General features: G+C 70.5%; 17 protein-coding genes. 11 read left to right on the top strand and 6 right to left on the bottom strand.

The features are described from left to right. The first annotated feature begins 82 nt into the window (after positions 1–82). The 11 genes from GXW78_RS09285 to GXW78_RS09235 all read left to right on the top strand — a co-directional run bounded on the left by GXW78_RS09285 (position 83) and on the right by GXW78_RS09235 (position 13344). Positions 83–538, top strand: a complete 456-nt coding sequence (locus GXW78_RS09285) for a hypothetical protein (protein WP_211868127.1) — start codon at positions 83–85, stop codon at positions 536–538. A gap of 113 nt (positions 539–651) precedes the next feature. Beyond that, positions 652–1605 carry a malate dehydrogenase gene (mdh, locus tag GXW78_RS09280; protein WP_211868125.1) on the top strand — a complete coding sequence of 318 codons (954 nt, stop codon included), beginning with the start codon at positions 652–654 and terminating at the stop codon, positions 1603–1605. 66 nt (positions 1606–1671) lie between these two features. Next, a complete protein-coding gene (gene sucC, locus GXW78_RS09275) occupies positions 1672–2868 on the top strand; it encodes an ADP-forming succinate--CoA ligase subunit beta (protein ID WP_211868123.1) in 1197 nt (398 codons plus the stop codon). 3 nt (positions 2869–2871) lie between these two features. Then, positions 2872–3768, top strand: a complete 897-nt coding sequence (gene sucD / locus GXW78_RS09270; protein ID WP_211868121.1) for a succinate--CoA ligase subunit alpha — start codon at positions 2872–2874, stop codon at positions 3766–3768. 156 nt (positions 3769–3924) lie between these two features. Then, entirely contained in the window at positions 3925–6798 is a 2874-nt protein-coding gene (locus GXW78_RS09265) for a 2-oxoglutarate dehydrogenase E1 component (protein ID WP_211868119.1), read from the top strand. 31 nt (positions 6799–6829) lie between these two features. Beyond that, positions 6830–8065, top strand: a complete 1236-nt coding sequence (gene odhB / locus GXW78_RS09260; protein ID WP_211868117.1) for a 2-oxoglutarate dehydrogenase complex dihydrolipoyllysine-residue succinyltransferase — start codon at positions 6830–6832, stop codon at positions 8063–8065. A 178-nt stretch (positions 8066–8243) separates the two neighbouring features. Continuing rightward, a complete protein-coding gene (locus GXW78_RS09255) occupies positions 8244–8435 on the top strand; it encodes a hypothetical protein (protein WP_211868115.1) in 192 nt (63 codons plus the stop codon). Positions 8436–8559: 124 nt separating this feature from the next. Further along, complete coding sequence (locus GXW78_RS09250; protein WP_211868113.1) at positions 8560–8952, top strand: hypothetical protein; 393 nt, start codon at positions 8560–8562, stop codon at positions 8950–8952. Positions 8953–8956: 4 nt separating this feature from the next. Beyond that, the gene (locus tag GXW78_RS09245; protein WP_211868111.1) at positions 8957–9604 is read left to right on the top strand and encodes an HD domain-containing protein; all 648 of its coding nucleotides are present in this window, start codon (positions 8957–8959) and stop codon (positions 9602–9604) included. 523 nt (positions 9605–10127) lie between these two features. Continuing rightward, a complete protein-coding gene (locus GXW78_RS09240) occupies positions 10128–12137 on the top strand; it encodes a TonB-dependent receptor (RefSeq protein ID WP_211868109.1) in 2010 nt (669 codons plus the stop codon). A 1-nt stretch (position 12138) separates the two neighbouring features. Beyond that, positions 12139–13344: an MFS transporter gene (locus GXW78_RS09235; RefSeq protein ID WP_211868107.1), complete on the top strand. Its 1206-nt coding sequence runs from the start codon at positions 12139–12141 to the stop codon at positions 13342–13344. 7 nt (positions 13345–13351) lie between these two features. Here GXW78_RS09235 and GXW78_RS09230 read toward each other — a convergent pair whose 3' ends face one another. From GXW78_RS09230 to GXW78_RS09205, 6 genes are read right to left on the bottom strand one after another with little or no spacing between them, the layout of a single operon-like run. After that, entirely contained in the window at positions 13352–16468 is a 3117-nt protein-coding gene (locus GXW78_RS09230; RefSeq protein WP_211868105.1) for an efflux RND transporter permease subunit, read from the bottom strand. Next, positions 16465–17613, bottom strand: a complete 1149-nt coding sequence (locus GXW78_RS09225; RefSeq protein WP_211868102.1) for an efflux RND transporter periplasmic adaptor subunit — start codon at positions 17611–17613, stop codon at positions 16465–16467. The genes GXW78_RS09230 and GXW78_RS09225 overlap by 4 nt, the downstream gene beginning before the upstream one ends. A 7-nt stretch (positions 17614–17620) precedes the next feature. Further along, positions 17621–18364: a thioesterase II family protein gene (locus GXW78_RS09220; RefSeq protein ID WP_211868100.1), complete on the bottom strand. Its 744-nt coding sequence runs from the start codon at positions 18362–18364 to the stop codon at positions 17621–17623. Next, on the bottom strand, positions 18361–19242 hold the full coding sequence (locus GXW78_RS09215; protein ID WP_211868098.1) for a class I SAM-dependent methyltransferase: 882 nt from the start codon (positions 19240–19242) through the stop codon (positions 18361–18363). The genes GXW78_RS09220 and GXW78_RS09215 overlap by 4 nt, the downstream gene beginning before the upstream one ends. Beyond that, on the bottom strand, positions 19229–20362 hold the full coding sequence (locus tag GXW78_RS09210; RefSeq protein WP_211868097.1) for a Gfo/Idh/MocA family oxidoreductase: 1134 nt from the start codon (positions 20360–20362) through the stop codon (positions 19229–19231). Before GXW78_RS09210 ends, GXW78_RS09215 begins: the two co-directional genes overlap by 14 nt. After that, on the bottom strand, positions 20359–25683 hold the full coding sequence (locus GXW78_RS09205; RefSeq protein WP_211868096.1) for a beta-ketoacyl synthase N-terminal-like domain-containing protein: 5325 nt from the start codon (positions 25681–25683) through the stop codon (positions 20359–20361). Before GXW78_RS09205 ends, GXW78_RS09210 begins: the two co-directional genes overlap by 4 nt. Positions 25684–25685 lie beyond the last annotated feature (2 nt).

The raw sequence follows: 25685 nt of genomic DNA, 5'->3' as shown, positions 1-25685 counted from the left end.
CCGTCGCTCACCCTCGCCGCTAGAAGTGTCAAAGAATCATTGCACACCTTTGATGAGAGGTAGGTTCATGCGGATGCTGGCCATGGCTCTGGTCGCCCTAGCCACCCTGGCGTGGACCTCTGTGCCTTCCGAGGCCCGCAGCCGGTCGCAGCAGACCCAGGCGCAGTCGCGCAGCGCAGCGGCGCCGCAGACGGCCCGTGCGTCAGCCACGCGCCGGGCGACCGCGCCGCAGCGTCTGACCCGCGCCACGCCGCAGCCTCGCTCACAGACGGCCGCACGCACCACCAACCGCCAGGCGACGGCGCGGACGACGACGCGCAGCCGCCAGACCGCGGCGCGGACCACGACCCGCACTGCCGGCCGCCAGCAGGCAGCGGCCACCTGCCGTGGGCGCAACTGCGCCCCGGCGCGCCGCGCCGTGTCCTGGCAGTCGGGTCTGGCGCCGGCCACCAACGCGCAGGCGGCGTCCTGCCCGGTCGGCACGATGGCGACCCTCGCCCGCGGGCATAACGACATCGTGCGCTGCATGCCGCTCTGACCGGCAATCCGGCCTGCATGGCCGGGTCCGCCCTCCAAGCCTTGTCGCGCCGCGGGCCACGGAGTAGGTAGCGGCGCTTTTTCGCGCTGCACCACATCCTGCAAGGAAGTCCCATGGCCCGCAAGAAGATTGCGCTGATCGGCGCCGGCAACATCGGTGGCACGCTGGCCCACCTGATCGGCCTCAAGGAACTCGGCGACGTCGTGCTGTTCGACGTGTTCCCGGGCGTGGCCGCGGGCAAGGCGCTCGACATCATGCAGTCGGGCCCGGTGGACGGCTTCGATTCCGCCATGGCCGGCGCGGGCGACTACAGCGCGATCGCGGGTTCCGACGTCGTCATCATCACCGCCGGCTTCCCGCGCATGCCGGGGATGAGCCGGGACGACCTCGTCTCGAAGAACGCCGGCGTCATCGCGCAGGTGGCCGAGGGCGTGAAGACGCATTGCCCGGACGCCTTCGTCATCGTCATCACCAACCCGCTCGACGCGATGGTGTGGGTGTTCCAGCAGAAGTCCGGCCTGCCGCCGCAGAAGGTGGTCGGCATGGCGGGCGTGCTCGATTCCAGCCGCTTCCGCCTGTTCCTCGCCCATGAGTTCAACGTGTCCGTCGAGGACGTGACCGCCTTCGTGCTCGGCGGCCACGGCGACACGATGGTGCCGCTGACCCGCTATTCCACCGTCGCCGGCATCCCGGTGCCCGACCTGATCAAGATGGGCTGGACGACGCAGGAGAAGATCGACGCGATCGTCTCGCGCACCGCGAATGGCGGCGGCGAGATCGTGAAGCTGCTCGAGAAGGGCTCGGCCTTCTACGCGCCGGCCGCCTCCGCGATCGCGATGGCCGAGGCCTATCTGAAGGACAAGAAGCGCGTCCTGCCCTGCGCCGCCTGGCTCGAAGGCCAGTACGGGATCAAGGACCTGTATGTCGGCGTGCCTGTGGTGATCGGCGCCGGCGGCGTGGAGCGCATCGTCGAGATCGAGCTGAACGGCGCCGAGAAGGCCGCCTTCGACAAGTCCTGCGACGCGGTCAAGGAACTGATCGACGCGTCCAAGAAGCTGGTGGGCTGACCCACCCCGGGGCCCGGCGGCGACGCCGGGCCCTTTTCCTTTAAGCCCCCCTAAAGGGAATCCGGCATGAACATCCACGAATACCAGGGCAAGGAACTGCTCCGCCGCTACGGCGTCGCCGTGCTGGACGGCCATGTCGCCTGGACGCCCGAGGAAGCCGTGAAGGCTGCCGAGGCCCTGCCGGGTCCCGTCTATGTCGTGAAATCGCAGATCCATGCGGGCGGCCGCGGCGCCGGCCGCTTCAAGGAAGACCCGAACGGCAAGGGTGGCGTGCGCGTCGTCAAGTCGATCGCGGATGTGCAGGCCGCCGCCGATGCGATGCTCGGCAAGACGCTGGTCACGAAGCAGACCGGCGAGGCCGGCAAGCTCGTCTCCCGCGTCTATGTGGAAGATGGCTGCGACATCAAGCGTGAGCTCTATCTCGGCCTGCTGGTCGATCGTGACACCTCGCGCCTCACCATCATGGCCTCGACCGAAGGCGGGATGGAGATCGAGGAGGTCGCCGAGAACCACCCCGAGAAGATCCTGAAGGTCGCGGTCGACCCCGCCTCGGGCATCTCCGGCTACCACTGCCGCAAGCTCGCCTTCGGCCTCGGCCTCGAGGGCAAGCAGGTCGCCTCCTTCACCAAGTTCGTGACCGCGCTCTACGGCGCCTTCATCGAGCTCGACTGCATGATCGTCGAGATCAACCCGCTGGTCGTTACCGGCGCGGGTGACATCGTCGCGCTCGACGCCAAGGTGTCCTTCGACGACAGCGCCCTGTTCCGCCACAAGGACCTGGAGGAACTGCGCGACGACAGCGAGATGGACCCGAAGGAGCTGGACGCGGTCAAGCACGACCTGAACTACGTCGCGCTCGACGGCGAGATCGGCTGCATGGTCAACGGCGCCGGCCTCGCCATGGCGACGATGGACATCATCAAGCTGTACGGCTCCTCGCCGGCGAACTTCCTCGATGTCGGCGGCACGGCGAACGCCGCGCGCGTCACGGAAGCCTTCCGCATCATCACCTCGGACGCCAATGTGAAGGCGATCCTGGTGAACATCTTCGGCGGCATCGCGAAGTGCGACATGATCGCCGAGGGCATCGTGGTCGCCAGCAAGAACCTCTCGCTGAAGGTGCCGCTGGTCGTCCGGCTCGAAGGCACGAATGTCGAACTCGGCAAGAAGATCCTTGCTGAATCGGGCCTCGCCATCATCCCCGCCGACAACCTGGCCGACGCCGCCCAGAAGGTCGTCGCCGCCGTGAAGAAGGCTGCCTGAGCCATGGCCGTCCTCGTCGACCAGAACACCCGCGTCATGACCCAGGGCTTCACCGGCGCCCAGGGCACCTTCCACGCCAGTCAGGGCATCGCCTACGGCTCGACCTATGTCGGCGGCACGACGCCCGGCAAGGGCGGCACGATGCACCCCGAGCTGAACCTGCCGGTGTTCGACACAGTGGCGGAATGCGTCGCGAAGACGCAGGCCAACGCTTCCGTGATCTACGTCCCCGCCCCCTTCGCGGCGGATGCGATCCTCGAAGCCATCGATGCCGAGCTTCCGCTCATCATCTGCATCACCGAGGGCATTCCGGTGCTCGACATGGTGAAGGTGAAGCGCGCCCTCGGCGGGTCGAAGTCGATCCTCGTCGGGCCGAACTGCCCGGGCGTGATCACCCCGGATGCCTGCAAGATCGGCATCATGCCGGGCCACATCCACAAGCGCGGCTCGGTCGGCGTCGTCTCCCGCTCCGGCACCCTGACCTATGAGGCGGTGGCCCAGACCACGGCCGCTGGCCTCGGCCAGTCCACCTGCGTCGGCATCGGCGGCGACCCGGTGAAGGGTATGGACTTCATCGACGTGCTCGAGCTTTTCCTCAAGGACGACGAGACGAAGTCGATCGTCATGATCGGCGAGATCGGCGGCCAGTCCGAGATCAACGCGGCGGAGTTCCTGAAGAAGGAAAACTTCGCCCCCGGCAAGCCGAACAAGCCCGTGGTCGGCTTTATCGCCGGCGCCACGGCCCCTCCCGGCCGCCGCATGGGCCATGCCGGCGCCGTGATCTCGGGCGGCAAGGACACCGCGGAAGCGAAGATGGAAGCCATGGCCGCCGCTGGCATCCATGTTGCAGACAGCCCCGCCGCGCTCGGTTCGACCATGGTCAAGGCGCTGAAGGGCTGATCAGCCCTGCAGGGCCGGGGCCCTGCCACAATCGGGCCATCCGCCCTATGTTAAGCACCGCCGCCGCAGCCTGAGGGTCAGGCTCGGCGGCGGACCTGCAACAAGAACCCTGAATGCGACCCCCGGCGGCGCCGCCCGCCGGCACGGAGAGAAACGATGGCCGGAGTGGACATCCTCGCAACCGCGATGACCGGCGCGAACGCCGCGTACCTCGCGGACCTATATGCCCGTTGGGCCGAGAAGCCCGACAGCGTCGACCCCTCCATGGCCGAGCTCTTCGCCGCGCTGAACGATGAGGCGCGGTCGGTCCTGACCGACGCCACCGGTGCCTCCTGGGCCCCGCGCGTGCGCGGCGCCTTCGGCCCCGACCCCGAGGCCCCGGCCCCCGCCAAGGGCGCGAAGCCCGGTGCCGCGGCCGACCCCGAGGCCACCCGCCGCGCCGTGCTCGACAGCCTGCGCGCGCTGATGCTCATCCGATCCTACCGCGTGCGCGGCCATCTGGAGGCCCAGCTCGATCCGCTGGGGCTGACCAAGCCGAAGCCGCATCCGGAGCTCGACCCCAAGACCTACGGCTTCACGGACGCCGATCTGGACCGGCCGATCTTCCTGGACATGGTGCTGGGCAAGGAGACGGCGACGCTGCGCGAGATCATCGCGATCTGCCGGGCCTCCTATTGCGGCCCGATCGGCGTCGAGTTCATGCACATCCAGGATCCGGACCAGAAGTCCTGGATCCAGCGCCGCATCGAGGGCGCGCCCTGGTCCGCCACCTTCGACACGGCCGCCAAGAAGCAGATCCTGCAGGACCTGACCGAGGCCGAGGGCTTCGAGGCCTTCTGCGCCCGCAAATATGTCGGCACCAAGCGCTTCGGTCTCGAAGGTGGCGAGTCCACCATTCCGGCGATCGAGGAAGTGATCCGCGCCGGTGCCAAGGGCGGCGTGAACGAGATCGCGATCGGCATGGCCCATCGCGGCCGCCTTAACGTGCTGGTCAACGTCGTGAAGAAGCCCTTCGTGCAGGTCTTCTCCGAGTTCAAGGGCGTCGGCGCCAACCCTGACGACGTGCAAGGCTCGGGCGACGTGAAGTACCACCTCGGCACCTCGACCGACATCGAGATCGAGGGGCGCAAGGTCCATCTCTCGCTGCAGCCGAACCCGTCCCACCTGGAATGCGTGGACCCCGTGGTGGTCGGCAAGGTGCGTGCGCGTCAGGACATGGCTGGCGACACCAAGGGCCGGCATTCGGTCATGGGTATCCTGCTGCACGGCGACGCCGCCTTCGCCGGCCAGGGCGTGGTGTATGAGACGCTGGCGATGAGCCAGCTCATCGGCTACCGCACCGGCGGCACGATCCATATCGTGACCAACAACCAGATCGGCTTCACCACGGTGCCGGTGCACGCCTATTCCGGCCTGTATTGCACGGATATCGCGAAGTCGGTGCAGGCGCCGATCCTGCACGTGAATGGCGACGACCCCGAGGCCGTGGTGTTCTGCGCGCGGCTGATCACCGAGTTCCGCCTGCAGTTCGGCGCCGATGTCGTGCTGGACATCGTCTGCTACCGCCGCCATGGCCACAACGAAGGCGACGAACCGGCGTTCACGCAGCCGATCATGTACAACCGCATCAAGGAGATGCGGACCACGCGCACGCTCTATGCCGAGCGGTTGGCGAAGGAAGGCAGCATCTCCGCCGAGGAAGCGAAGGCGGTGCTGGACGGCTTCAACAGCACGCTGGAGGACGCCTTCCAGGCAGCGCAGTCGTTCCGGCCCAACAAGGCTGACTGGCTGGAAGGCCACTGGACCGGCCTGAAGAACGCGACCGCGGGCCAGGACGTGGAACAGCTCCACGACACGGCCGTCTCGCTCGACACGCTGCGCGAGGTCGGCGGCGCGCTTTGCCGCGCGCCGGCGGACTTCACCATCAACCCAAAGATCACCCGTCAGCTCGAGGCCAAGAAGCAGGCGATCGAGACCGGCGAGGGCATCGACTGGGCGACCGGCGAGGCGCTCGCCTTCGGCACGCTGCTGCTGGACGGCCATCGCGTGCGCCTGTCGGGCGAGGATGTGCAGCGCGGCACCTTCTCCCACCGCCACGCCTACCTGATCGACCAGGCGACGCAGGCCGAATACGTACCGCTCAACAACATCCGCGAGGGCCAGCCGCGTTTCGACGCGTTCAACTCGCTGCTGTCGGAATTCGGCGTGCTCGGCTTCGACTACGGCTACTCGCTGGCCGACCCGCACACCCTGGTGCTGTGGGAAGGCCAGTTCGGCGACTTCGCGAACGGCGCCCAGGTCATCATCGACCAGTTCCTCGCCAGCGCGGAAACGAAGTGGCTGCGCATGTCGGGCCTGGTGATGCTGCTGCCGCACGGCATGGAGGGCCAGGGGCCGGAGCATTCCTCCGCCCGCCTCGAACGCTACCTCCAGCTCTGCGCCGAGCGGAACATGCGGGTGTGCAACTTCACGACGCCGGCGAACTACTTCCACGCGCTGCGCCGCCAGCTCAAGGCGAACTACCGCAAGCCGCTGGTCGTCATGTCCCCGAAGTCGCTGCTGCGCCACAAGATGGCAGTCAGCTCGCTGGCCGATTTCGGGCCGGGCAGCTCCTTCCACTATGTCATTCCGGAGATCGATGCGATCGCGCCGGAGGAGAAGGTGACGCGCGTCGTCCTCTGCAGCGGCAAGGTCTACTACGACCTGCTGCAGAAGCGCCGCGAGGAAGGCATCACCGACGTCGCCCTGGTTCGCGTCGAGCAGATGCATCCCTTCCCCGCCACGCATCTCGCCAAGGCCCTCGCGCCCTACAAGAACGCGGAGGTGGTGTGGTGCCAGGAGGAACACGAGAACAACGGTGCCTGGACCTTCATGGACCGGCGCATCGAGAAGGTGCTGGCGGGCCTCGGCATCAAGGCGAAGCGACCGGTCTATGTCGGCCGCGACGAAGCCGCGAGCCCGGCCACGGGCCTCGCCCGCATCCATCAGCAGCAACAGGAAGCCCTGGTGCGCGCGGCCCTCGGGCTGTGACGGCGCACGGGCAGAAGAACGGACCGAAGCCATGACCGATATCCTTGTTCCCACCCTCGGCGAGAGCGTTTCCACCGCGACCGTCGCCCGCTGGCTGAAGAAGGCCGGCGAGGCGGTGGCCGCCGATGAGCCGCTGGTGGAACTCGAGACGGACAAGGTCACGGTCGAGGTCAACGCGCCGTCGGCCGGCGTGCTGGAAGCGATCGCCGCCGATGAGGGTGCCGAGGTCGAGCCGGGCGCCGTGCTCGGCTCCATCGCCGCCGGCGGCGCCGCGGCGGCCGCGAAGCCCGCCAATGCCCCGCAGCCTGCCTCCTCGACCCCCGCCGCGCCGAAGGTCGAGACGCCGCGCCCGGTCTCCGGCCCCGTCGCGGTGCCCGGCACCCCGGCCGAGGCCCCCTTCCCCGCCGCCGCGAAGATGATGGCCGAGACCGGCGCGACCGCCGCCGGCATCGGCGCGGGCACCGGCAAGGATGGCCGGATCACCAAGGGCGACGTGCTCGACTACCTGGCGCGCCCCGCCGCGGCGCCTGCCGCCGCCGCGCCGAAGGCCGCCCCGCGCGCGCTGGAGGAAGGCGAGGAGCGGGTGAAGATGACGCGCCTCCGCGCGACCATCGCCCGGCGTCTCAAGGAAGCGCAGAACACCGCCGCGATGCTCACCACCTTCAACGAGGTGGACATGGGTGCCGCGATGGCGCTGCGCGCCGAGTACAAGGACGCGTTCGAGAAGAAGCACGGCGTGAAGCTCGGCTTCATGTCCTTCTTCGTGAAGGCCTGCGTCGCCGCGCTGAAGGAGTTCCCGGCGGTCAACGCCGAGATCGCCGGCGACGAGATCGTCTACAAGAACTTCGTTCACATGGGCATCGCCGTGGGCGGCCCGTCAGGCCTGGTCGTGCCGGTGGTGCGCCATGCGGACCAGATGTCCTTCGCGGAGATCGAGAAGACCATCGCCGGCTACGGCAAGAAGGCCCGCGACGGCGCGCTGAAGCTTGATGAGCTGGCCGGCGGGTCCTTCACCATCACCAATGGCGGCATCTACGGCTCGCTGATGTCCACGCCGATCCTGAACCCGCCGCAGTCCGGCATCCTGGGCATGCACAAGATCCAGGACCGCCCGATGGCCGTCGGCGGCAAGGTCGAGATCCGCCCGATGATGTACATCGCGCTGTCCTACGACCACCGGATCGTCGACGGGAAGGAAGCCGTCTCCTTCCTCGTCCGCGTGAAGGAGAGCATCGAGGATCCGCGCCGGCTGATGCTCGACATCTGACCTCGCCATCCGTCGCCATGGACGGGGCGTAGCCCCGGTCCGGGGCGACACCCGATCCATACGAAGCCCCGCCGTCACGCGGCGGGGCGGCAAGGCGCGGAGGCCGCCCCGACTCGGGCGGCCTTTGCGCTTCCCATGGCGCGCGCACCGCGCCGTCGTCACACGCAGGAGAACCAACATGCGCAGCCGCGAAGGCCAGTTTTCCGACGCACGCCCCATCCAGCGCAGCCGCGCGGAGAAGGAGAAGCTGCTCCGCGAACTGAAGGAAACCCTGGCAGGGCTGAAGCCGCACGCCGCCCCGTCCATGCGCGCGACTCTGCAGGCCCGCATCAAGGAACTGGAGGCGGAGATCGGCCCATCGTCACGCTGAGGCTTTCGCCGGGGAGGGGCTGGCCCCTCTCCGGCGTACCATGCACCACCTGAAGCACTTCATCGTCGCGCGCTGCATCCTGCCGCACAGTCCCGCCCCGGGTCTTCCTGCTACGGAGGATGTCATGGCCCTTTCCCGACGCATCGTGCTCACGCTGGCCCTGATCGCGGCACCCCTCCTCGGCGCCGCGGCCAACCCCATTGCGGGCACTTGGCAGGCGACGGAGGGCGGCCAGTCCGTCGAGATCACGCTGTCCCCCGACGGCGCCTTCGCCCGGCGCGACCGCGGTCCGTCCGGCCCGGAGATGACCGTCTCCGGCCGCTGGTCGCTTTCCGACCCCGGCCCGTGGCTTCGCCTGACAGTCGATGATTGGGCGCCGCGGCGCGCCTGCGGCCTGTTCGGCTGCACCGACATCCGCATGCTGCCGGCCGAGACCTTCCGCGTCCTGCAATACGACAACGACCACCTGGTGCTCGAAGATCCCGGCGGCCGCACCGAATTCCGCCGGGCCGGATGAACCGATGTCCGGCCATTCGGTCTCGCTGCGCGCGACGCAGGCCCTGGCGATTGACCCGGCACAAGGCCAGGCCAGCTTCGGCGCGCTGATCGCCCAGGCGGATGTCCCGGCGCAGACGGTGGCCGAGCTGCGCCGCCGGCACGCGGAACCGCATCGCGGCTACCACGACGCGGCGCATGTCGGGCTGCTTTGGCTGCGCCACCTGATGCATGGCGGCGACCCGGCGGATCGCGACCTGGCCCGCGCCATCCTGTTCCACGACGCGATCTACGAGCCGCTTGCGCGAGACAACGAAGCACGCTCGGCCGACCTTTTCGCGACACTCGTTCCCGGTGGATCGGATTGGGTGCAGGCAGCGATCCGCGCGACCGCCGACCACATCGGTTATGCCGGCGGGGATGACCGTATCCAGCGCCTGCTGGACCTCGATCTCACGCCGCTGGCCGAGACGCCGGCGGTCTTCGCGCGCAACACCGCCCTGCTGCGGCGCGAATTCGCGGCGGTGCCGGAACCCGAATGGCGCGCCGGCCGCCGCCGCGTGCTGGAACGCTTCGTCACGGCGGAGCAGTTGTTCCGCACGCGCCTCGCCGCGATCTACGACGCACCGGCGCGGGCCAATCTGGCGACGGAGATCGCAGCGCTGGCAGGCTGATCCCGACCGGGGAGAATGGGAAGGACAGGAGGGGCTCTATCCTCCGGACCTGCCCCGCCAAAGGTCGAGAGGTCTCCCGGTACTTCCGCCATCGGAGATCGGAGGGGCGCTGCCCCTCCGAACCACCCCGCTAGGGGGTTGGACCCCCGGGACCGCAATCTGTTGGTGCCAAACGCGACGGGCTCTCTGCCCGTTTCAGGCGCGCTTCGTGCGCAAGGGCGGCCTCCGGCAACCAGTCCGCCAGCAGCGCGCCGCACCAGGTTGAGGTTTGCAAAGGCCCTTCGGCCTTTGCTGGGGTGGCTTGGAGGGGCAGACACCCCTTAACCGAACGGCACTCGGGCCATCGCCTTGAAAACCCAAGCGGGCCTTCGCGATTTGTTCACTCATCGCGCTCGCCGGCAATTCGCTCTTTCCAGTTTGCGAAATGGATCCCGATTCCAGCCATCCGAACCCCGCTTCGGGTGGCGTGGATGCCGCAGCGGCCGGATTAGGGCGGCAGTCCCGTCCGAGCATACGAGCTGCCATGACCCGCAAGACCCTTTGCTCCGCCTTCCGCATCGCGGCCGTCTCGGCCTTCGCGATGACGGCGGCGCAAACCGCCTATGCGCAGGAGGCACCGGATACCGTTCGGCTGCCCGAACTGACCATCACCGGCGGCAAACGTGATCAGGATCCCATGCGGGTGGATGGCACGCTGCGGTCGGTCGGGGCGGAGACTCTCGAGGACCGTGGCATCATTTCCGTGGAGCAGATCGACCGTGCCTTCCCCGGCATGGTCATCCGGCCCCGCTCCTCCATCGCCTACGGCAACGTGACCATTCGCGGCCAGACCTCCTCCGACTTCTACAACCCCTCGGTCCAGGTGCTGATGGACGGGCTGCCGCAGGACTTCGCGCTGCTCGGCCAGCTCCTCCCGATGCAGATCGACCGGGTGGACGTGCTCTACGGCCCGCAAGGCACGCTGTACGGCGCAGGCGCGATCGGCGGCGTGATCAACATTCTGACGCTGCGCCCGGACGATACGCTGCGCCTCGTCGGCGACGTCGCCTACAGCAACCGCCAGGCCTCGGCCGGCGCGCTGGCCAGCGGCCCGATCGTGCCGGGCGTCCTCTATGGCGACGTGACGGTCCGTTGGCGCGAGCAGTTCGGCAACTACTACCCGCCGACCGGCGGTGATTCCGCCTATGGCGGCACGCGGGATCTGAGCGGCATGGCGCGGCTGCGCTACGCGCCGACCGGCGGTCCCTGGGATATCATGTTCAACGCCGGCTACATGGTGACCAACTCGGCCGAGGAGCAGTTCGTCTACGGCACCGAGGGCATCCGGAACCGCGTCGCGCTGCCCTACGATTCGCACTACCGCCTCTCGACGACGACCCTCGGCCTCGTCGCCTCCTACGACCTGGGGCCCGCAGTCATCTCCTCCATGACCGGCTGGCAGGACCGCGACCTCGATCGCACCATCCAGAATACCTACACCCCCGAGACGCAGCGCATGTTCACCCAGGAGCTGCGCATCGCCTCGACCCCCGGCGAGAACGGCCCGTTCTCCTATGTCGCCGGCCTGTGGTTCCAGAACCTCGACTTCGAGCGGCGCATCCCGGGCCAGGTCTCGACCCAGAACCTGCAGACCTACGCCGGCTATGGCGAACTCACCTGGCACATCACGGACCGGCTCGACGTCACGGGCGGGCTGCGCTTCGACGTGATCGACACGGAGGCGACCGCCGAGGGTTACGTCTCCCTGCGCGGCACACGAAACGAGAGCGCGCTGACGCCGAAGATCTCGATCGGCTACCTGATCTCCGAAGAATTCCGCGTCTATGCGCTCTACAGCAGCGGCTTCAAGCCGGGCGGCTTCACGCGCACGGTCACGCCCTACAACTTCAACTTCCAGTACAGCAACGCCCGCACCGACAATTTCGAGCTCGGCGTCCGCGCCCGCCTGCCCGACGGATCATTCGAGGCCTCGGCGGCGATCTACTACGCCAACACGACAGGCTATCAGGCCTTCGTCGGCGCGCAGCCCTTCCAACACCTGCAGAATACGGGCGACGTCGAATCCTACGGCATCGACGCAAGGATGATCTTCCGGCCGGTCGAGGGGCTCCGCATCGAGGGCAGCATCGCCTTCAACCAGGCCGAGTACACGAAGTACCTGGACCCGACCGGCCTCAACGTGAACTACGTCGGCAACCGCCCGGCCTATGCGCCGCAGGTCACGGCGGGGCTCGACGTTTCCTACGCCATTACCCTGCCGGGCGAGACGGGTCGTCTGATCCCGCGCGTCGGCGTCAGCTACATGAGCCAGACCTTCTTCGACGATGCGAACACCGTGGGGCAAGGCAGCTACGCCCTGCTCGATGCGAGCCTGTCGTGGGAAGCCAGCCGCCACCTGACGGCCACGATCTACGGCAACAACCTGACGAATGAGCGCTACGCTACCTATGGCTTCTCGGCCGGCCCGGCCGGGAACTTCTACCAGGTCGGCATGGGCCGCGAGGTCGGTGTCCGCCTGACCGCCAGCTACTGACGTGGCGGTCCTGTCCACCGGCCGCGTCCTCGGCGCGGTCGTCGGCATCTATGCCGCGCAATCCATCGTGGGCGGGCTGGTCTTCCAGTCCGTTCCGGCCGTGCTGCGGCAGCAGGGGCAGCCGCTGGGCCTGATCGGCCTCGTCTGGCTGCTCATGCTGATCCACGCGCTGAAGTTCCTCTGGTCCCCGGCGGTCGAGAGCCTGCGGCTGCGCCCGGACGGCACGCGCCATTCGCGCCACATCATCCTGTCGGGACAACTCGCGACGGCGCTACTGCTCGCCGTCCTCGCCATGGCAGGCACCGATACGGTGACGCTGTTCGCGATCCTGGCCTTGGCAACCATCGCCACCGCCACGGTGGACATCGCGTGCGATGCCTTCGCGGTCGAGCAGCTCCCCCGCCAGGCGCGCGGCTGGGGCAACGCGATGCAGGTCGGCGGCGCCTATCTCGGCATCATGCTCGGCGGCGGCGGCTTTCTCATCGCCGTCGGTCGGTTCGGCTGGGAACCGGCGGCCATGGCCATCGCCGCCTGCATGGTAGTGTTCGCCATTCCGCTGCTGCTGACGCCGGAGCCCCTGGGCGACGCGGCTCGGCAGGCCGCCCATCGGCCTTCCCTGCGGGACGCTCTCCGTCGCCCCGCCTTCCGCATCGGGCTGCTGACGGTCCTCGCGGCGCAGATCGCGCTGCGTATCGGCTACGGCATGCTGGGGCCGTTCCTGATCGACCGCGGCTTCGACCTCGAGACGCTCGGCTGGCTGACCGGGCTCGGCGGAACGCTGGCGGGGCTCGCAGGCACGATCGTCGCCGCCACCATCCTGGCCCACCACGATGTGGGGCGGGTTCTACGCCTTGCGGTCGCCACCCAGGGCGTGATTTTCATCCTCCTGGCCGCCGCCGCCATGACGCCGGACCTGCCGCGGGAGGCGCTGATGGCCCTGCCGCTGCTGCTCGGCTTCATCGCCGGCGCGTCCTTCGTCGTGCTGTACAGCGCGATGATGGGCTGGGCGACCGGGCCGCAGCCGGGCGTGGACTACGCCCTGCTGCAGAGTGCCGACGCCGCGCTCGCGGCCATCGCGGGCATGAGCGCCGGGCTGCTCGGCCAGTTCATCGGCATTGATGCCTGCTTCGTCCTTGCGGCGGCGCTGGCGCTGGTGATGGCCGTCCTGCTCCCGGGCCTCGCGCGCCGGGCCGAGAGGGGCGCCTGACAAGTCGTCACCGCCCCGCCGCCATGCCGCGCGGCGCGGCCCGCCGCGTCAGCCACACCTCGACATCATCCATGCAGTTGTAGACCACCGGCACGACCAGCAGGCTCAGCAACGTGGAGGTGGCGAGCCCGCCCATCGCGACGATCGCCATCGGCGCGCGGAACTCCGCATCGGCGCCGATGCCCATCGCGATATGCGCCATCCCGGCGCACATCGCGATCGTGGTCATGATGACCGGGCGGGCCCGCTTGCGCACCGCCTCCAGCATCGCGGCGTCGCGGCCGAGTCCGTTCTCCCGCCGCGCCATGATCGCGTACTCCACCAGCAGGATGGAGTTCTTCGCGACAATGCCCATCAGCATCAGCAGCCCGATGACGGCAGAGATGCCGATCGGCTGCTGCGTCACCAGCAGCGCGAGCAGAGCGCCGGTGAAGGACAGCGGCAGCGCCGCCATGATGGTCAGCGGCTGCAGGAACCCGCCGAACAGCAGAACCAGGACCAGGTAGATCAGCAGCACGCCCGCGCCGAGCGCCATGCCGAAGCCGGCGAACAGTTCCGCCATCGTCTCCGCATCGCCGAGGTCCTGCCGCCGCACGCCGCCAGGCAGCCCCTGCATGATCGGCAGCGCGTCGACGATCGCGAGCGCCTCACCGAGCGGCATCGCGCCGAGTTCCGCCTCCACCGTGATCCGCCGCGCCCGGTCGAGGCGGTCGATGCTCGACGGCCCGCTGCCGAGCCGGATCTCCGCCACATTGCCCAGCGGTACCGCATCCCCGGTGCCGCTTTCCACGCGCAGCTGGCGCAGCGTGTGCGGGTCCTGCCGCGCCTGCTCATCCAGCATGGTGCGGACATGAATCTGCCGCCCCGGCAGGTCGAACCGCGCGAGGTTCTGATCCACATCCCCTGTCGTGCCGATGCGGGCGGCGGCGGCGATGGCAGCGGTGGTCACGCCCGCATCGGCGGCGCGCTCGATATCCGGCACGATCTGCAGTTCCAGCCGCTGGAGACTTGCGGTTGAACGCACCGCCGCGAAGTGCGGGACCTCCCGCATCTGCCGTTCCAGCTCGCGGCCCGCCGCCGCCAGCGTCTCGGCGTCATCGCCCACCAGCGTTGCCTGCAGGCGGGAGCCGCCCTGCCCATCGGCGCCGAAATGGATGCGGGCCCCCGGGATGTTGCGCAACGCTGGCCGCAACGCCGCTTCGATCTGCTGCTGCGTCAGGCTGCGCTCACCCCGCGGGCGCAGAGTGACGATGAAGTTCGCCATGCGCGGCTCGCCCGTCCGGGTCGAGGCACCGATGCCGGCCTCCCCGCTCACGATCGTGCCGAGCGAGACGAAGACCGATGCAACCTCGGGCCGCGCCTGGAGAATCTCTGTCGCCGCACGGGCGCTGCGCTCGGTGCGGGACAGCGGCGTTCCGGGCGGGAGTTCGAGCGCCAGCGTGGTGCGGCCGCCGTCGCTGGCCGGCATGAAATCCTGCGGGATCAGCGGCACCAGCGCGACCGTGCCGGCCATCAGCGCCATGGCGCCCGCCAGCGTCAGGAAGCGATGCCGCAGCGACCAGGACAGCAGCGGCAGGAAGGCGCGCCAGATCCGGCCCTCGCGCCGCGCGGATGGCCGCGTGACCGCGACGCGCAGGTAGTGCGCGCCCAGCAGCGGCGTCAGCATCCGCGCAACGACGAGTGAGAAGGCGACCGCCGCCGCGACCGTGAGTCCGAACTCGCGGAAGAACTGCCCGACGACGCCCGGCATGAAGGCAACCGGGACAAAGACGGCGAGGATGGTCGCGGTGGTTGCCATGACCGCGAGGCCGATCTCCGCGGAGGCCGCGAAGGCCGCCGCGCGCGGTCCCTGCTCCGGCGCGGCGCGCAGGTGGCGCACCATGTTCTCGATCTCGACGATCGCATCGTCCACCAGCACGCCCACGACCAGTGTGAGCCCGAGCAGCGTGACGCTGTTCAGCGAGAAGCCGGCGAGCCAGATGACCGCGATGGTCGGCAGCAGCGACAGCGGCATGGCCAGCGCCGCGATCCAGGTCGCCGGCCAGTCGCGGAGGAAGATCCAGACCACGAGCATGGCCAGCAGCGCTCCCACCACCAGGGCCTCCAGTGCCGCGTGGTAGCCATCGAGCACATCTGTGACCGTCGTCGCCACGCGACGGATCGTGACATCGGGATGCGCTGCGCCCAGCGTGCGAAGCCGCGCCTCGATGCCGTCCGCCACATGCACCTCCGAGGAACCTCGGCTGCGCGATACCTCGAAGGCGATGACGGGCCGGCCGTCCCGTCGCGCGGCGGTGCGGGTCTCCGCCGTCCCGTCCGTCACCTCCGCGAGGCTGTCGAGGCGCACCGCCCTGCCATCCGGCAGCAGGATGCGCCGCGCCCGCAGCGCGCCGACCGTCGCCGCGGAACCCAGCGTGCGCAGCGACTGTTCCGCGCTGCCGAGCGTCATCCGCCCCGCCGGCAGGTTGATGTTGCCCTGGCGAAGCTGCGCGTTCACCTGGTTCGCCGTGATGCCGAAGGCGAGCAGGCGGTCGGGCCGCAGCGCCACGCGGATTTCCCGATCCGCGCCGCCGATCCGCGCCACGCCGGCGACGCCACGGACCGAGAGCAGCGCCTTGACGATCGTGTCGTCCACGAACCAGCTGAGCGCCGGCGCGGACATGCCCGGGGCGGCGACCGTGTAGGTCAGGATGGCACCACCGGCCGACTCCATACGCCTGATCACCGGCTCGGTGATGTCGGCGGGGAGTTCCGTGCGGATTTGACCGATCCGGTCGCGCACTTCGTTGGTCGCTTCGTCGATCCCCTTGCCGAGCCAGAACTCTACGATGGTGGTCGAGACCCCGTCGGTCACCGCCGAGTAGATGTGGCGGATGTCGCTGATGCCCGCCACCGCGTCTTCGATGCGGCGCGTCACCTGGGTTTCCAACTCGGTCGGTGCGGCGCCGGGCTGGGTGACGGTGATGGTGACGACCGGCAGGTCGACATCCGGCATGCCGTTCACCCGCAGCATCGGCCAGGCAGCGATCCCGGAGATGGCGAGCAGGATGAACAGCACGCTGGTCGCGACCGGGTTGCGGATCGACCAGGCGGAGATGTTGCCGCGGTCCGGCGCTATGCTCATCGTGCGTCCCCAACCTGCACGCGGTCGCCATCGGCGAGGAACCCGGCACCCATGGCGATCACGCGATCGCCCGCGGTAAGGCCGCCGGCGATCGCCAATGCACCGTCCTTCAGCGTCGCGTCGATGGTCACGCGGCGCAGCCTTGCGCGGTCGCTTTCCAGCACGAAGACCGCCGGCGCGCCGTCCCGGAACACCACGGCTTCCGCCGGGACCGCGATGGTCTCGATGGCGCCGGCATCGATCACGGCCAGGGCGAACATGCCCGGCAGCAGTCCCGGGTCGGTCGGCAGGGCGACATGGACGACGCCGAGGCGGGTGTTCCCCGGCAGCGAGGGTGCGACGGCGCGCACCTGGCCGGCAACGCTGCGCGCGCCGTGGCGCACCAGCACGTCCTGCCCAGGCCGGATCGCGGCGAGGTCCATCTCCTGCACCCGCGCTTCCAGTTCGACGCGCCCTTGCCGCAGCAGGCGGAAGGCAACCTGGCCCGCGACGCTGACGCTGCCCGGCAGGATGTCGCGGGCGAGGATCACGCCGGCATCCGGCGCCGTGATGCGCGTCTGGGCCAGCATCGCCGCGACTTCGGCGCGCGAGGCGCGCAGCGAGGCGAGGCGGGCGTCGTTGCGCAGCACTTCCGCCTCGCGCTGTTCCAGCGTCTGGCGCGCCGCGTTCTGGCTGGCAATGAGCGACTGGACGCGGCGAAGCTCGGCGCGGGACAGCGCCAGGCTGGCCTCCGCCTCGGTGATCGAAGCGTCGGCGCGGTCGAGCTGTGCCGCGATCACGCTGTCATCCAGGCGGGCGAGGAGCTGTCCGGCGGCGACGGTGTCGCCTTCCTCGACGGTGACGTCGGTGACGCGCAGCCCGCCGAGTTCCATGCCGAGCCGCATCTCCTGCCAAGCGACGATGGGCCCGTCCGCCGGGATGCGGTGCGGGACGCTGCGCGGCGTGGCGACCACCGTGGTGACGGTCAGGACGGTCGGGGTGGATGGCGGTGGCGCGACCGCGGCCGGCGACCGCATCCGCCAGGCCGCGATGCCGCCGGCCAGCGCCACCGCCAACAGGCCGACCACCACCCAACGCCACCGACGTGGTGCGGATGGCCGCCGCGCCGCATCCTCGGAGGATCGCGGCATCAGCGTGTCGGGCACGGCGGCCTCACGCCGGCGCGGCGCAGCGGGTGAGATGGGCGACCATCTCGGGCGTACGATCACGCAGGTAGAAGTGATCGCCAGGCATCGTGACCAATTCGAAGCCGGCCGCGGCGTGGCGGGACCATTCCGCCATCTCCGCCACGCTCACCTCCGCATCGGCCTCCCCGGTCAGGGCGAGGATCGGGCAGTCGAGCGCCGCCTCCTCCACATGCGCGTAGAGTTCCGTCAGGGCGAAATCCGCGCGCAGCGGCGGTTCCGCGAGCGCCATGAGATCGGGATGCGCGAGGATCTCCGGCGTCGTGCCGCCCAGCTCCTTCAACGCTGCCAGGAAGCGCGGCGGGGGCAGGGCGTGGCGGAAGCGGTCCGGGTTGCCGCGGCGATGCGGGGGGTATCGCCCCGACACGACCAGCGCCGCGGGGGTCAGGGCATAGCGGCGCCGGAGATGCCGCGCCGTCTCGAAAGCCAGGAGCGCCCCCAGCGAGTGCCCGAAGAGGATGAAGCGCCGGTCGAGGCGATCGCGCAGCGCGGGGCCCAGCGCCTCGATCAGCATCGGCAGATCCCGCTGCGGCGCCTCCTGTCGCCTCAGGCCACGACCGGGTAATTCGACCGGCAGCACCGCAAGGCCCGCCGCCGAGGCCGGCGCGATCCAGGGCCGGTAGAAGGTCGCCGAGCCCCCCGCGAAAGGGAAGCAGAAGACCAACGTCTCGCCGGTGCCGGGCGCCAGCGGGAACCAGGCGTCGCCCGTCATGCCGGCTGTCCTTCGAGCAGGGCGCGCAACATCGCGCCGCGATCCGGCGCGGGCGGTGGCGGTCCCTCACGCGCGTCGATCCGGCGCAGGCGATAGATCATGTACTGCACTGCGCCGTGCCCCATGGCGCGGAACATCGGTGTGTCCGGCCCGGCCCGGTAGGTGTCGAGGAAGTCGGCCGTTTCGGGGGAGGCGGCGGCGATGCCCGCGAATACCGCATCCTCCGCCGAGGCGGCATCGGCGCGGGCGCGCAGCACGGCTGCGGTGACATCGCGTTCGCGCAGCAGCGAGAAGCCCAGGCCCTTCAGCAACGCCCGCATCCCCCCGCGCGCCTCGGCCGGCACGAGATCGACGAACACGAAATGCCCGCCTGGCCGCAGCACTCGATGCACGTGCCGTAGAAAGCCGGTGACATCCGGATAGGCGCAGGAGCTCTCGATGTTCATCACCAGGTCGAAGGCTGCGTCGCGATAGGGCAGCCGGCAGGCATCACCCTGCTGGAACCGCGCCGAGGCGAGGTCCGGCAGCCGCCGGCAATGCGCGATGTTCGCCGCGCCGATGTCGAGACCGGACAAAGACCGGCTGTCGAACAGCCGCGCCAGCGCGACCAGCGCGCCGCCACGGCCGCAACCGATATCCAGCACGTCCAGGCCCGAGGGATCGACGTCGCCCAGGGCTTCCAGCACGAGCTTCCATTGTGCGCGCTGCGGCACGTATTGCGGCGGTTCGCATGCCGCCTCGTCCGGTTCGGCTCCGCTGCCCGCATAGCCCCAATTCAGGAACAAGGCTTGGCCGCCGAGCCCGCGCGCGACGAGCACGCGATCGAGCTCGCCATAGATGCGGCCGTTGATCCGCAGGATGTCGTCAGGCAAGGGCATGGTCCCTCCCGGTCGCATGGAGGCCGATGCTGGCGGGCGGCGGCGGTGGCGCGAGGCGCCGGAGCGCCGGCGCGCCCGCCTTCTGCCCGGCCATCAGCCAGGCCCGGGCCAGCTGCGTCAGGAAGTCGGGCGCCTGGCTGGGCGGCGATCCACCGCCGCGCACCGCGGCCGCGAACTGCGCCAGCGCGAGCGCCACGGCGGCGGGCAGGGCCTCGGACGCCGCATCGCGGCCCGTCAGTGCTTCCGCGGCCTCGATGCCGAGCATCGGCGCGTCGAGGAAGGGGCTGGCCTCGGCGGGTTCGCTGTCCGTCAGCAGCATGGAGGCGCTGCCTTCCGCATAGCCCGGCATGTAGAGCGCGCGGCTGCGCAGCACCGGCCCGAAGCTGCTGGCGAGTTCGATGCTGCCTTCGGGCCCGCCCACCGCCATGCGGTGCATGACCAGCGAGTGGTGGTCGAGGTCCTGCGGATCGAGATAGCCCTGCAGCCGCAGCGACAGCGGCAACCCGCCAAGCTCGCCCTCCAGCGTCGCGAAGGGCTGGCCTGTCGCCGCATCGCCGCGTTCCAGCTGCAGCCCGGCGAGGCCACCGAGCGCGCGGCCCAGGATGTCGAGCGTCGAATAGAGAAGCTGGCGGCTGGTCGTCGCCTCGGCATAGGCGGGGCGGTCGGGGGCGGCGTGCTCGTGCCAGGCCTGGACCGCCTGGCCGAAGCGCCGCGGCGCCGGCAGGTACGGGTAGACGCTGTTCACATGGAAGGCGACGCCGCGCCGGGCGGCTGCATCCAGCAGCCGCATCATCTCGACCGGATGCAGCGGGTGTTCCATGAGCACCGGCAATCCGGCATCGAGAAGGGCTTCCGCGAGCTGCGTGCCGCCGCCGCCCATCGATCCCGCGCGGACCACGACGGCAGCCATGTCACTGCCGCGCACCGCGTCGCGCGGGTCCTGCCACAACGGCACGCGAAGGGCCTCAGCCAGACGGGCCGAGCGCGGCGAGCCGCGGGCGAGGATGCCCGACAGCACCAGCCCCGGCACGCCGTCCCGCAGCGCCTTCAGATAGGTTTCGCCGAACCGCGCGCCGCAGACCGCGATGCGCAGCGGCGCGCCCTGGGTCGCAGCGATCACGAGGCGTCGCGCTGCTGGCGCAGCGTCTCGGCCAGCGCCTTGAGGTTCTCCGCCCCCAGCGCGGCTTCCGCGCTGAGCGTGACGCCGAGTTCCCGTCCGGCGCGTTCGCCGAGATCGAGGAACATCAGCGAATCGATGCCGAGCTGGATCAGGCCCGCAGCGTCGTCGATCTCCGACGCCGGCCGTCCGACCAGCCTGGCCACCGCATGCCGCAGCCAGCAGAGCACGTCGTCCGCTTCGACGGTCGATTCCACGACAGGCCGCGCCGCCGCCCCGTTCAGCAGGGCGAGAGCGGCGGGATCGGCCGCGACTACAACCGCTTCCGGCTGCGCCAATGCGGCGGCAAGGGCAGCGAGTCCCGTCCCGTTGGACAGGCCCTGCGTCACGAAGCGGGCGGCGAGCGCGCGATGCTCGTCGCGCAGCGCGTCGCGCCAATAGTCCCAGGCGATCGCGGTGGCCGCGATACCCTGGCTGCGGGCGTGGCGGGCCATCGCCTCCAGCGCGGCATTGGCGCCGGCATGCGCGCCTTCTCCCGGCGGGCCGACGACAGCGGCAAGGGAGGAGAAGAATACGACCGGCGCGCCGGGATGCGGCGTCATCGCCTGGATGATCGCGGCGGCGGCGTTCAGCTTGACCGCGAGCACCGGCCCGGCTTCGTCCCAACCCTGGCGTTCCATCAGCCCATCCCGCACGATGCCGGCGAGATGGAACACGGCGCGCGGTGCGGTCGCGGCGGCGTCCAGCGTGCGGAAGCCGCGCGCGATGGCGGCCGGATCGGCGCAGTCGATGCCCGGCAGCAGGTGCAGGGACAGGCCATGCGCCTCCCGCAACGCCGAGAGGGAGGCCTGTTCCTCCACGGTCGGTTCGCGATGGAGGAACAGCGTCACATCCGCCAGACCGAGGCCGCCCAGCCAATCGATCAGGGTACGGCCGAGGCGGGACAGGCCGCCGGTCACCACGATTGTGCCCTGCGTCGGCAGCGACCATGCGATGTCCGCGCGATCGGGCAGCGCCGCGAAGCGGCGACGGAACGCCTGGCCGCGCCGAATGGCGCCGAAGGACGCCTGTTCGGACAGCGCGGGCGGCAGGGCGAGCAGACGTGTCAGGCTCGTCGCGCTCAGATCGGTATCGAGCAGCGCGATCGGAACGCTGCTCGCCTCGCGCGCCAGGGACAGGCCCATGCCGAGGGCCACGGCCGCCAGCGGATCCTGCACCGTCTCGCCGGGCAGGGCCGTGGCGTTGCGCGTGATGATCGTGGCGCCCGCGCCATCGGGTGCGGCGCGCGCGGCGCGGGCCAGGGCGGCAAGCGCCTCCTGCACCGGGCGCAGGCGGTCGGATGGCGTGGTGGCGCTGCCGTCGATCAGGTCCTCGACCAGCAGAAGCGTGTGTGCGTTGCCCGCCAGCGTGGCGTCGCCGGCGTCACGGAGGACGCAGTCGCGACCCTGGCGGCGCGCCTCGGCCGACAAAGCCTCCGTCATCACGCCGCCGATGGCACCGATCAGGTGGATCGGTTTCCCGGAGGGCCTTCCCGGGGCCGAAACGGCGTCCCAGCGCTCGGCCGCGAGTATCGCGCGCGTCGCGGGCGTGGCCGGCAGCAACCGACGTGCCGTGGCAGGCGCTGTCCACACCAGGGCGCAGTCCGTCCCCTCCGCGACCAGGGCACGACCGCCATCCGCCAACGACGCTGACCACAGGGTGGCATCGCCTGGCGCGGCGAGGACGGTGAGCGTCTCGGCGGGATCTCGCAGCAGGCCGCCCAGGGCGGCGCGCAGCCCGTCGGGCGCGGGGCCGGTCGGCTGACCTATCGTAGGCAGCGGCGGGACCACCGGAGAAAGCCGCGCCGACGCGACAACCTTGCCATTGGAGAGCAGCAGCAGACGGCCGGTCGTCCGTCGCAGTTCAACGCTGATCCCGGCGAGCAGCGGGGCGCCAGGGACCATGTCCAGCAGGGTGCCGGGCAGAAGCTGCGCCGCGAGCGCCGCCTCGGCCAGCAGGGCGAGAGGGTCGTCGCCGTCGCCCGCCACACCGGCCCACAGGGGTGGCGCGTCGGCGCCAACCGGCGCGACGGCACCCGGCATGCGCGCGAGGATGATGGCCTCGCCCATGGCCGCTTCCGGCGTCGTCTCCTCCGGGAAGGCCGCCGTCTCGGCGAATCCCGCGGCGCGCGCCGCATCCCGCCAGAACGCCGCTGATGCAAACAGCCCGCCGCGGGCCTCATGGTCGTCCACCGCCGGCGCGAGGGCGCCGAAGACGATGTCGAACAGCGGCTTGCGCTCGACGAGTTCCCGCATCAGCAGCACGCCGCCGGGCTTCAGCAGGCGGGAAAGGTTGCGCAACACGCCCGGCAGCGTGGCCGCATTGTGCAGCACGTTCGCCGCCACGATCAGATCGCAGGACGCCGGCGCGAAGCCTTGCGCGAGCACGTCCTGCGTCATGTCCAGCTGGGCGTACTCCATGCCCGGCACCTGCGCGAAGCGTTCGCGCGCGCGGGCCAGGAACAGGGGCCCGATGTCGGTGAAGACGTAGCGCCCGACCTGCGGACCAAGGGCGGCCAGCACCGCGCCGGTGGTGCCGCCGGTGCCGGCGCCGATCTCGAGGACCGTTACCTTGCGCCCCGCCCCGACCGCGCCGGCCAGACGCGCCGCGATGTCGTTCAGATGGCGGCTGTAGTGGTGGCTCTCATACAGGTCGGCGGCATCGGAGGTGTCGCCCTCCGGGAAGACGAGGTTCACCAACGGCGTCCGGCCGGTAAGCACCGCATCGAGATGCGGCGCCGTGCGCGCGATCAGCCCGGCGAGGCTCGGCGAGACGAGGTCGCTCGCCTCCGGCGCGTCACCGGGGCGGATGGGGCCGACGAAGCGGCCGGCCGCGTCCCGATGCAGCCCGCCTTCGCTCACCAGGTCCTCGAGCAGGCGGAAGGCGAGTTGCCGGAACCGCGGATCGATGTGCGCCTCGGCCACGACGCTGTCGAGATCGCGCGGCGTGCTGTCCGCGAGGCAGCCGAGAGACAGGAAGGCGCGCCCGGCATGGTGGCGATGCAGCGCGGCGACGGCAGCGTGTTCCCGCGTCACGCGGTCCGCATCCACCGCGATGCCATCGACGGCCGCAGCACCCTCGGCAAGCACGGCAGCCCAGGGCGCATCGGCCGGCGGCATTGCGGCCGCGACGGGGCGATACAGGCGCTGATCCTCGAACGGCATGGGTGGCAGGCTGAGCCGATGGCTCGGCACCGGCACGGGACAGGCGCCGAGGCCCGCCTGCCACAGAGCAAGGTCGAGGCAGCGGCGAAGGGCCCCGGGATCGCTCTCGCCAAGATGGACCATGATGCCCGTCGCGACGGGCCAGGCCGCGTCCGTCCCGACAGCGCCGCACGCCACCTCGCCCCGATCGATGGCGTCGAGGCGGCGGGCCAGCGCCTCGGTGGGCAAGGCCTCCCGCGCCAGCGCCAAGGCGACACCGCCGCTGCCTTCGCCGTCGACCGTCGCGCCTGGGACGGCGAGCAGCGCCGAAGCGAGCGCCATCTGCGGCAGCAGCAGCGCCGATGTCGGCAGGGCGGCGTCATGCCCGTCGCGCCACGCGCGCAGCGCAGCGGGACAGGGAAGCCTGGCCAGGCCGAACGGGTCGGCCCGGCCACTCCAGCTCGCGCGCAGCCACGCGGCGGCTGCTTCCGCCGCGCAACCGGTCAGGCGCAGCGTCCGCGCGTCGCCGCGCATGATGACGGAGGGCACCACACCCCGGGCCAGCGCCGCGAGTTGCGCCGGCAGCGCATCCGGCGACGCGGCACCGACCACGGCACGGATGAGGTCGCCCTGCCGCGCCGCCGGCCCGTGATGCGCCATGGTGGCGGCCAGTATCGCGGGACAAGCGTCGGTCTCATCCAATCGGGCGGCGAGCCGCGCGGCATAGCGCGCGACGCCCGCGGCGCTGAGGGCCGGCACCGCCAGGGCAACGGGGGATGTGGTGGCGGCGGCAACCGGACGGGCCGGCGCTTCCTCCAGCACGACGTGGCAGTTCGTGCCGCCGATGCCGAAGGAGCTGACGGCCGCGCGGCGCGGCCCGTCGCTGTCCCAGGGCAGCGCGAAGACGGGCAGGAAGAAGGGGCTGGTGTCCAGTTCCAGCGCGGGGTTGGGCGTCTCGGCATACAGCGTCGGCGGCAGCACGCGGTGGCGCAGCGCCAGGACGGCCTTCAGGAAGCTCGCAATGCCCGCCGCCGTGTCGAGATGGCCGAGATTCGACTTCACCGAGCCCAGCGCGCAGTGCTGGACGGCATCGGTGGACCGGCGCCAGACTCGCGTCAGCGCCGCCACCTCGATGGGGTCGCCGAGCGGCGTGCCGGTGCCATGCGCTTCCACCAGGCCGATCGTTGCGGGGTCGGTGCCCGCCATGTCCAGGGCCTCGGCGATCACCGCCGCCTGTCCTTCGATGCCCGGCGCGGTGAAGCCGGCCTTCGCGGCGCCGTCATTGTTCACGGCCGAGCCGCGCACCACGGCCCAGATCTCGTCGCCATCCGCCTCGGCATCCGCGAGGCGCTTCAGCAGCACCACGCCGCAGCCATGGCCGATGCCGGTGCCGTTCGCTTCCGCGGAGAAAGGCCGGCAACTGCCATCGGCAGAGAAGATCATGCCGTCGCGATGCAGGTATCCAAGCGCCTGGGGGAAGGTGATCCCCACGCCGCCGGCCAGCGCCATGTCGCACCCGCCGGCGCGGAGCTGCTCGCAGGCCATGTGCACGGCGACGAGCGAGCTGGAACAGGCCGTTTGCACGGTGAGCGCCGGACCCGAGAGGTCGAGCTTGTAGGCGACGCGCGTCGCCAGGTAGTCCTTGTCGTTGCCCGTCAGCGCTTGGAAGTTCCGTGGCGAGGCGATGCGCAGCAGCATATCCCGGTCCGGCCGCATCCAGGTGCTGAGCCGCGTCGCGCCGAACACCCCGACGCTGCCGCGTGGCGCCCGCCCGCCATGCCCGGCGACCTGCAGCGCCTCCGCCGCGCAGGCCAGGAACAGGCGCTGTTGCGGGTCGATGTCGAGGGCTTCGGCAGCGCTGTAGCCGAAGAAGGCGGGATCGAAGTCGAAGGCGTCATCCAGCACGGCGCCGACGCCGACATAGTCGGGGCGCGCCGCCGTGGCGGCATCGATGCCGGCCTCGGCGAGTTCCTCCGGCGTGAAGCGGCGGGTGAAGTCCTGGCCCTCGAAGATGCGTTGCCAGAAGGTGGCCGGGTCGGGCGCGCCGGGCATGCGGCAGGCGGCGGCGATCACGGCGATCGGGCAATCCTCCTCCAGCATCTCCTCCAGCGCAGGGTTCGGGGCGGCGTTCACGTCGGGCATGG

Origin of the sequence: Neoroseomonas terrae, assembly GCF_018129025.1 — a bacterium.
Classification (GTDB): Bacteria; Pseudomonadota; Alphaproteobacteria; order Acetobacterales; family Acetobacteraceae; genus Neoroseomonas; species Neoroseomonas terrae.
This window is presented reverse-complemented; position numbering and strand designations above follow the sequence as displayed.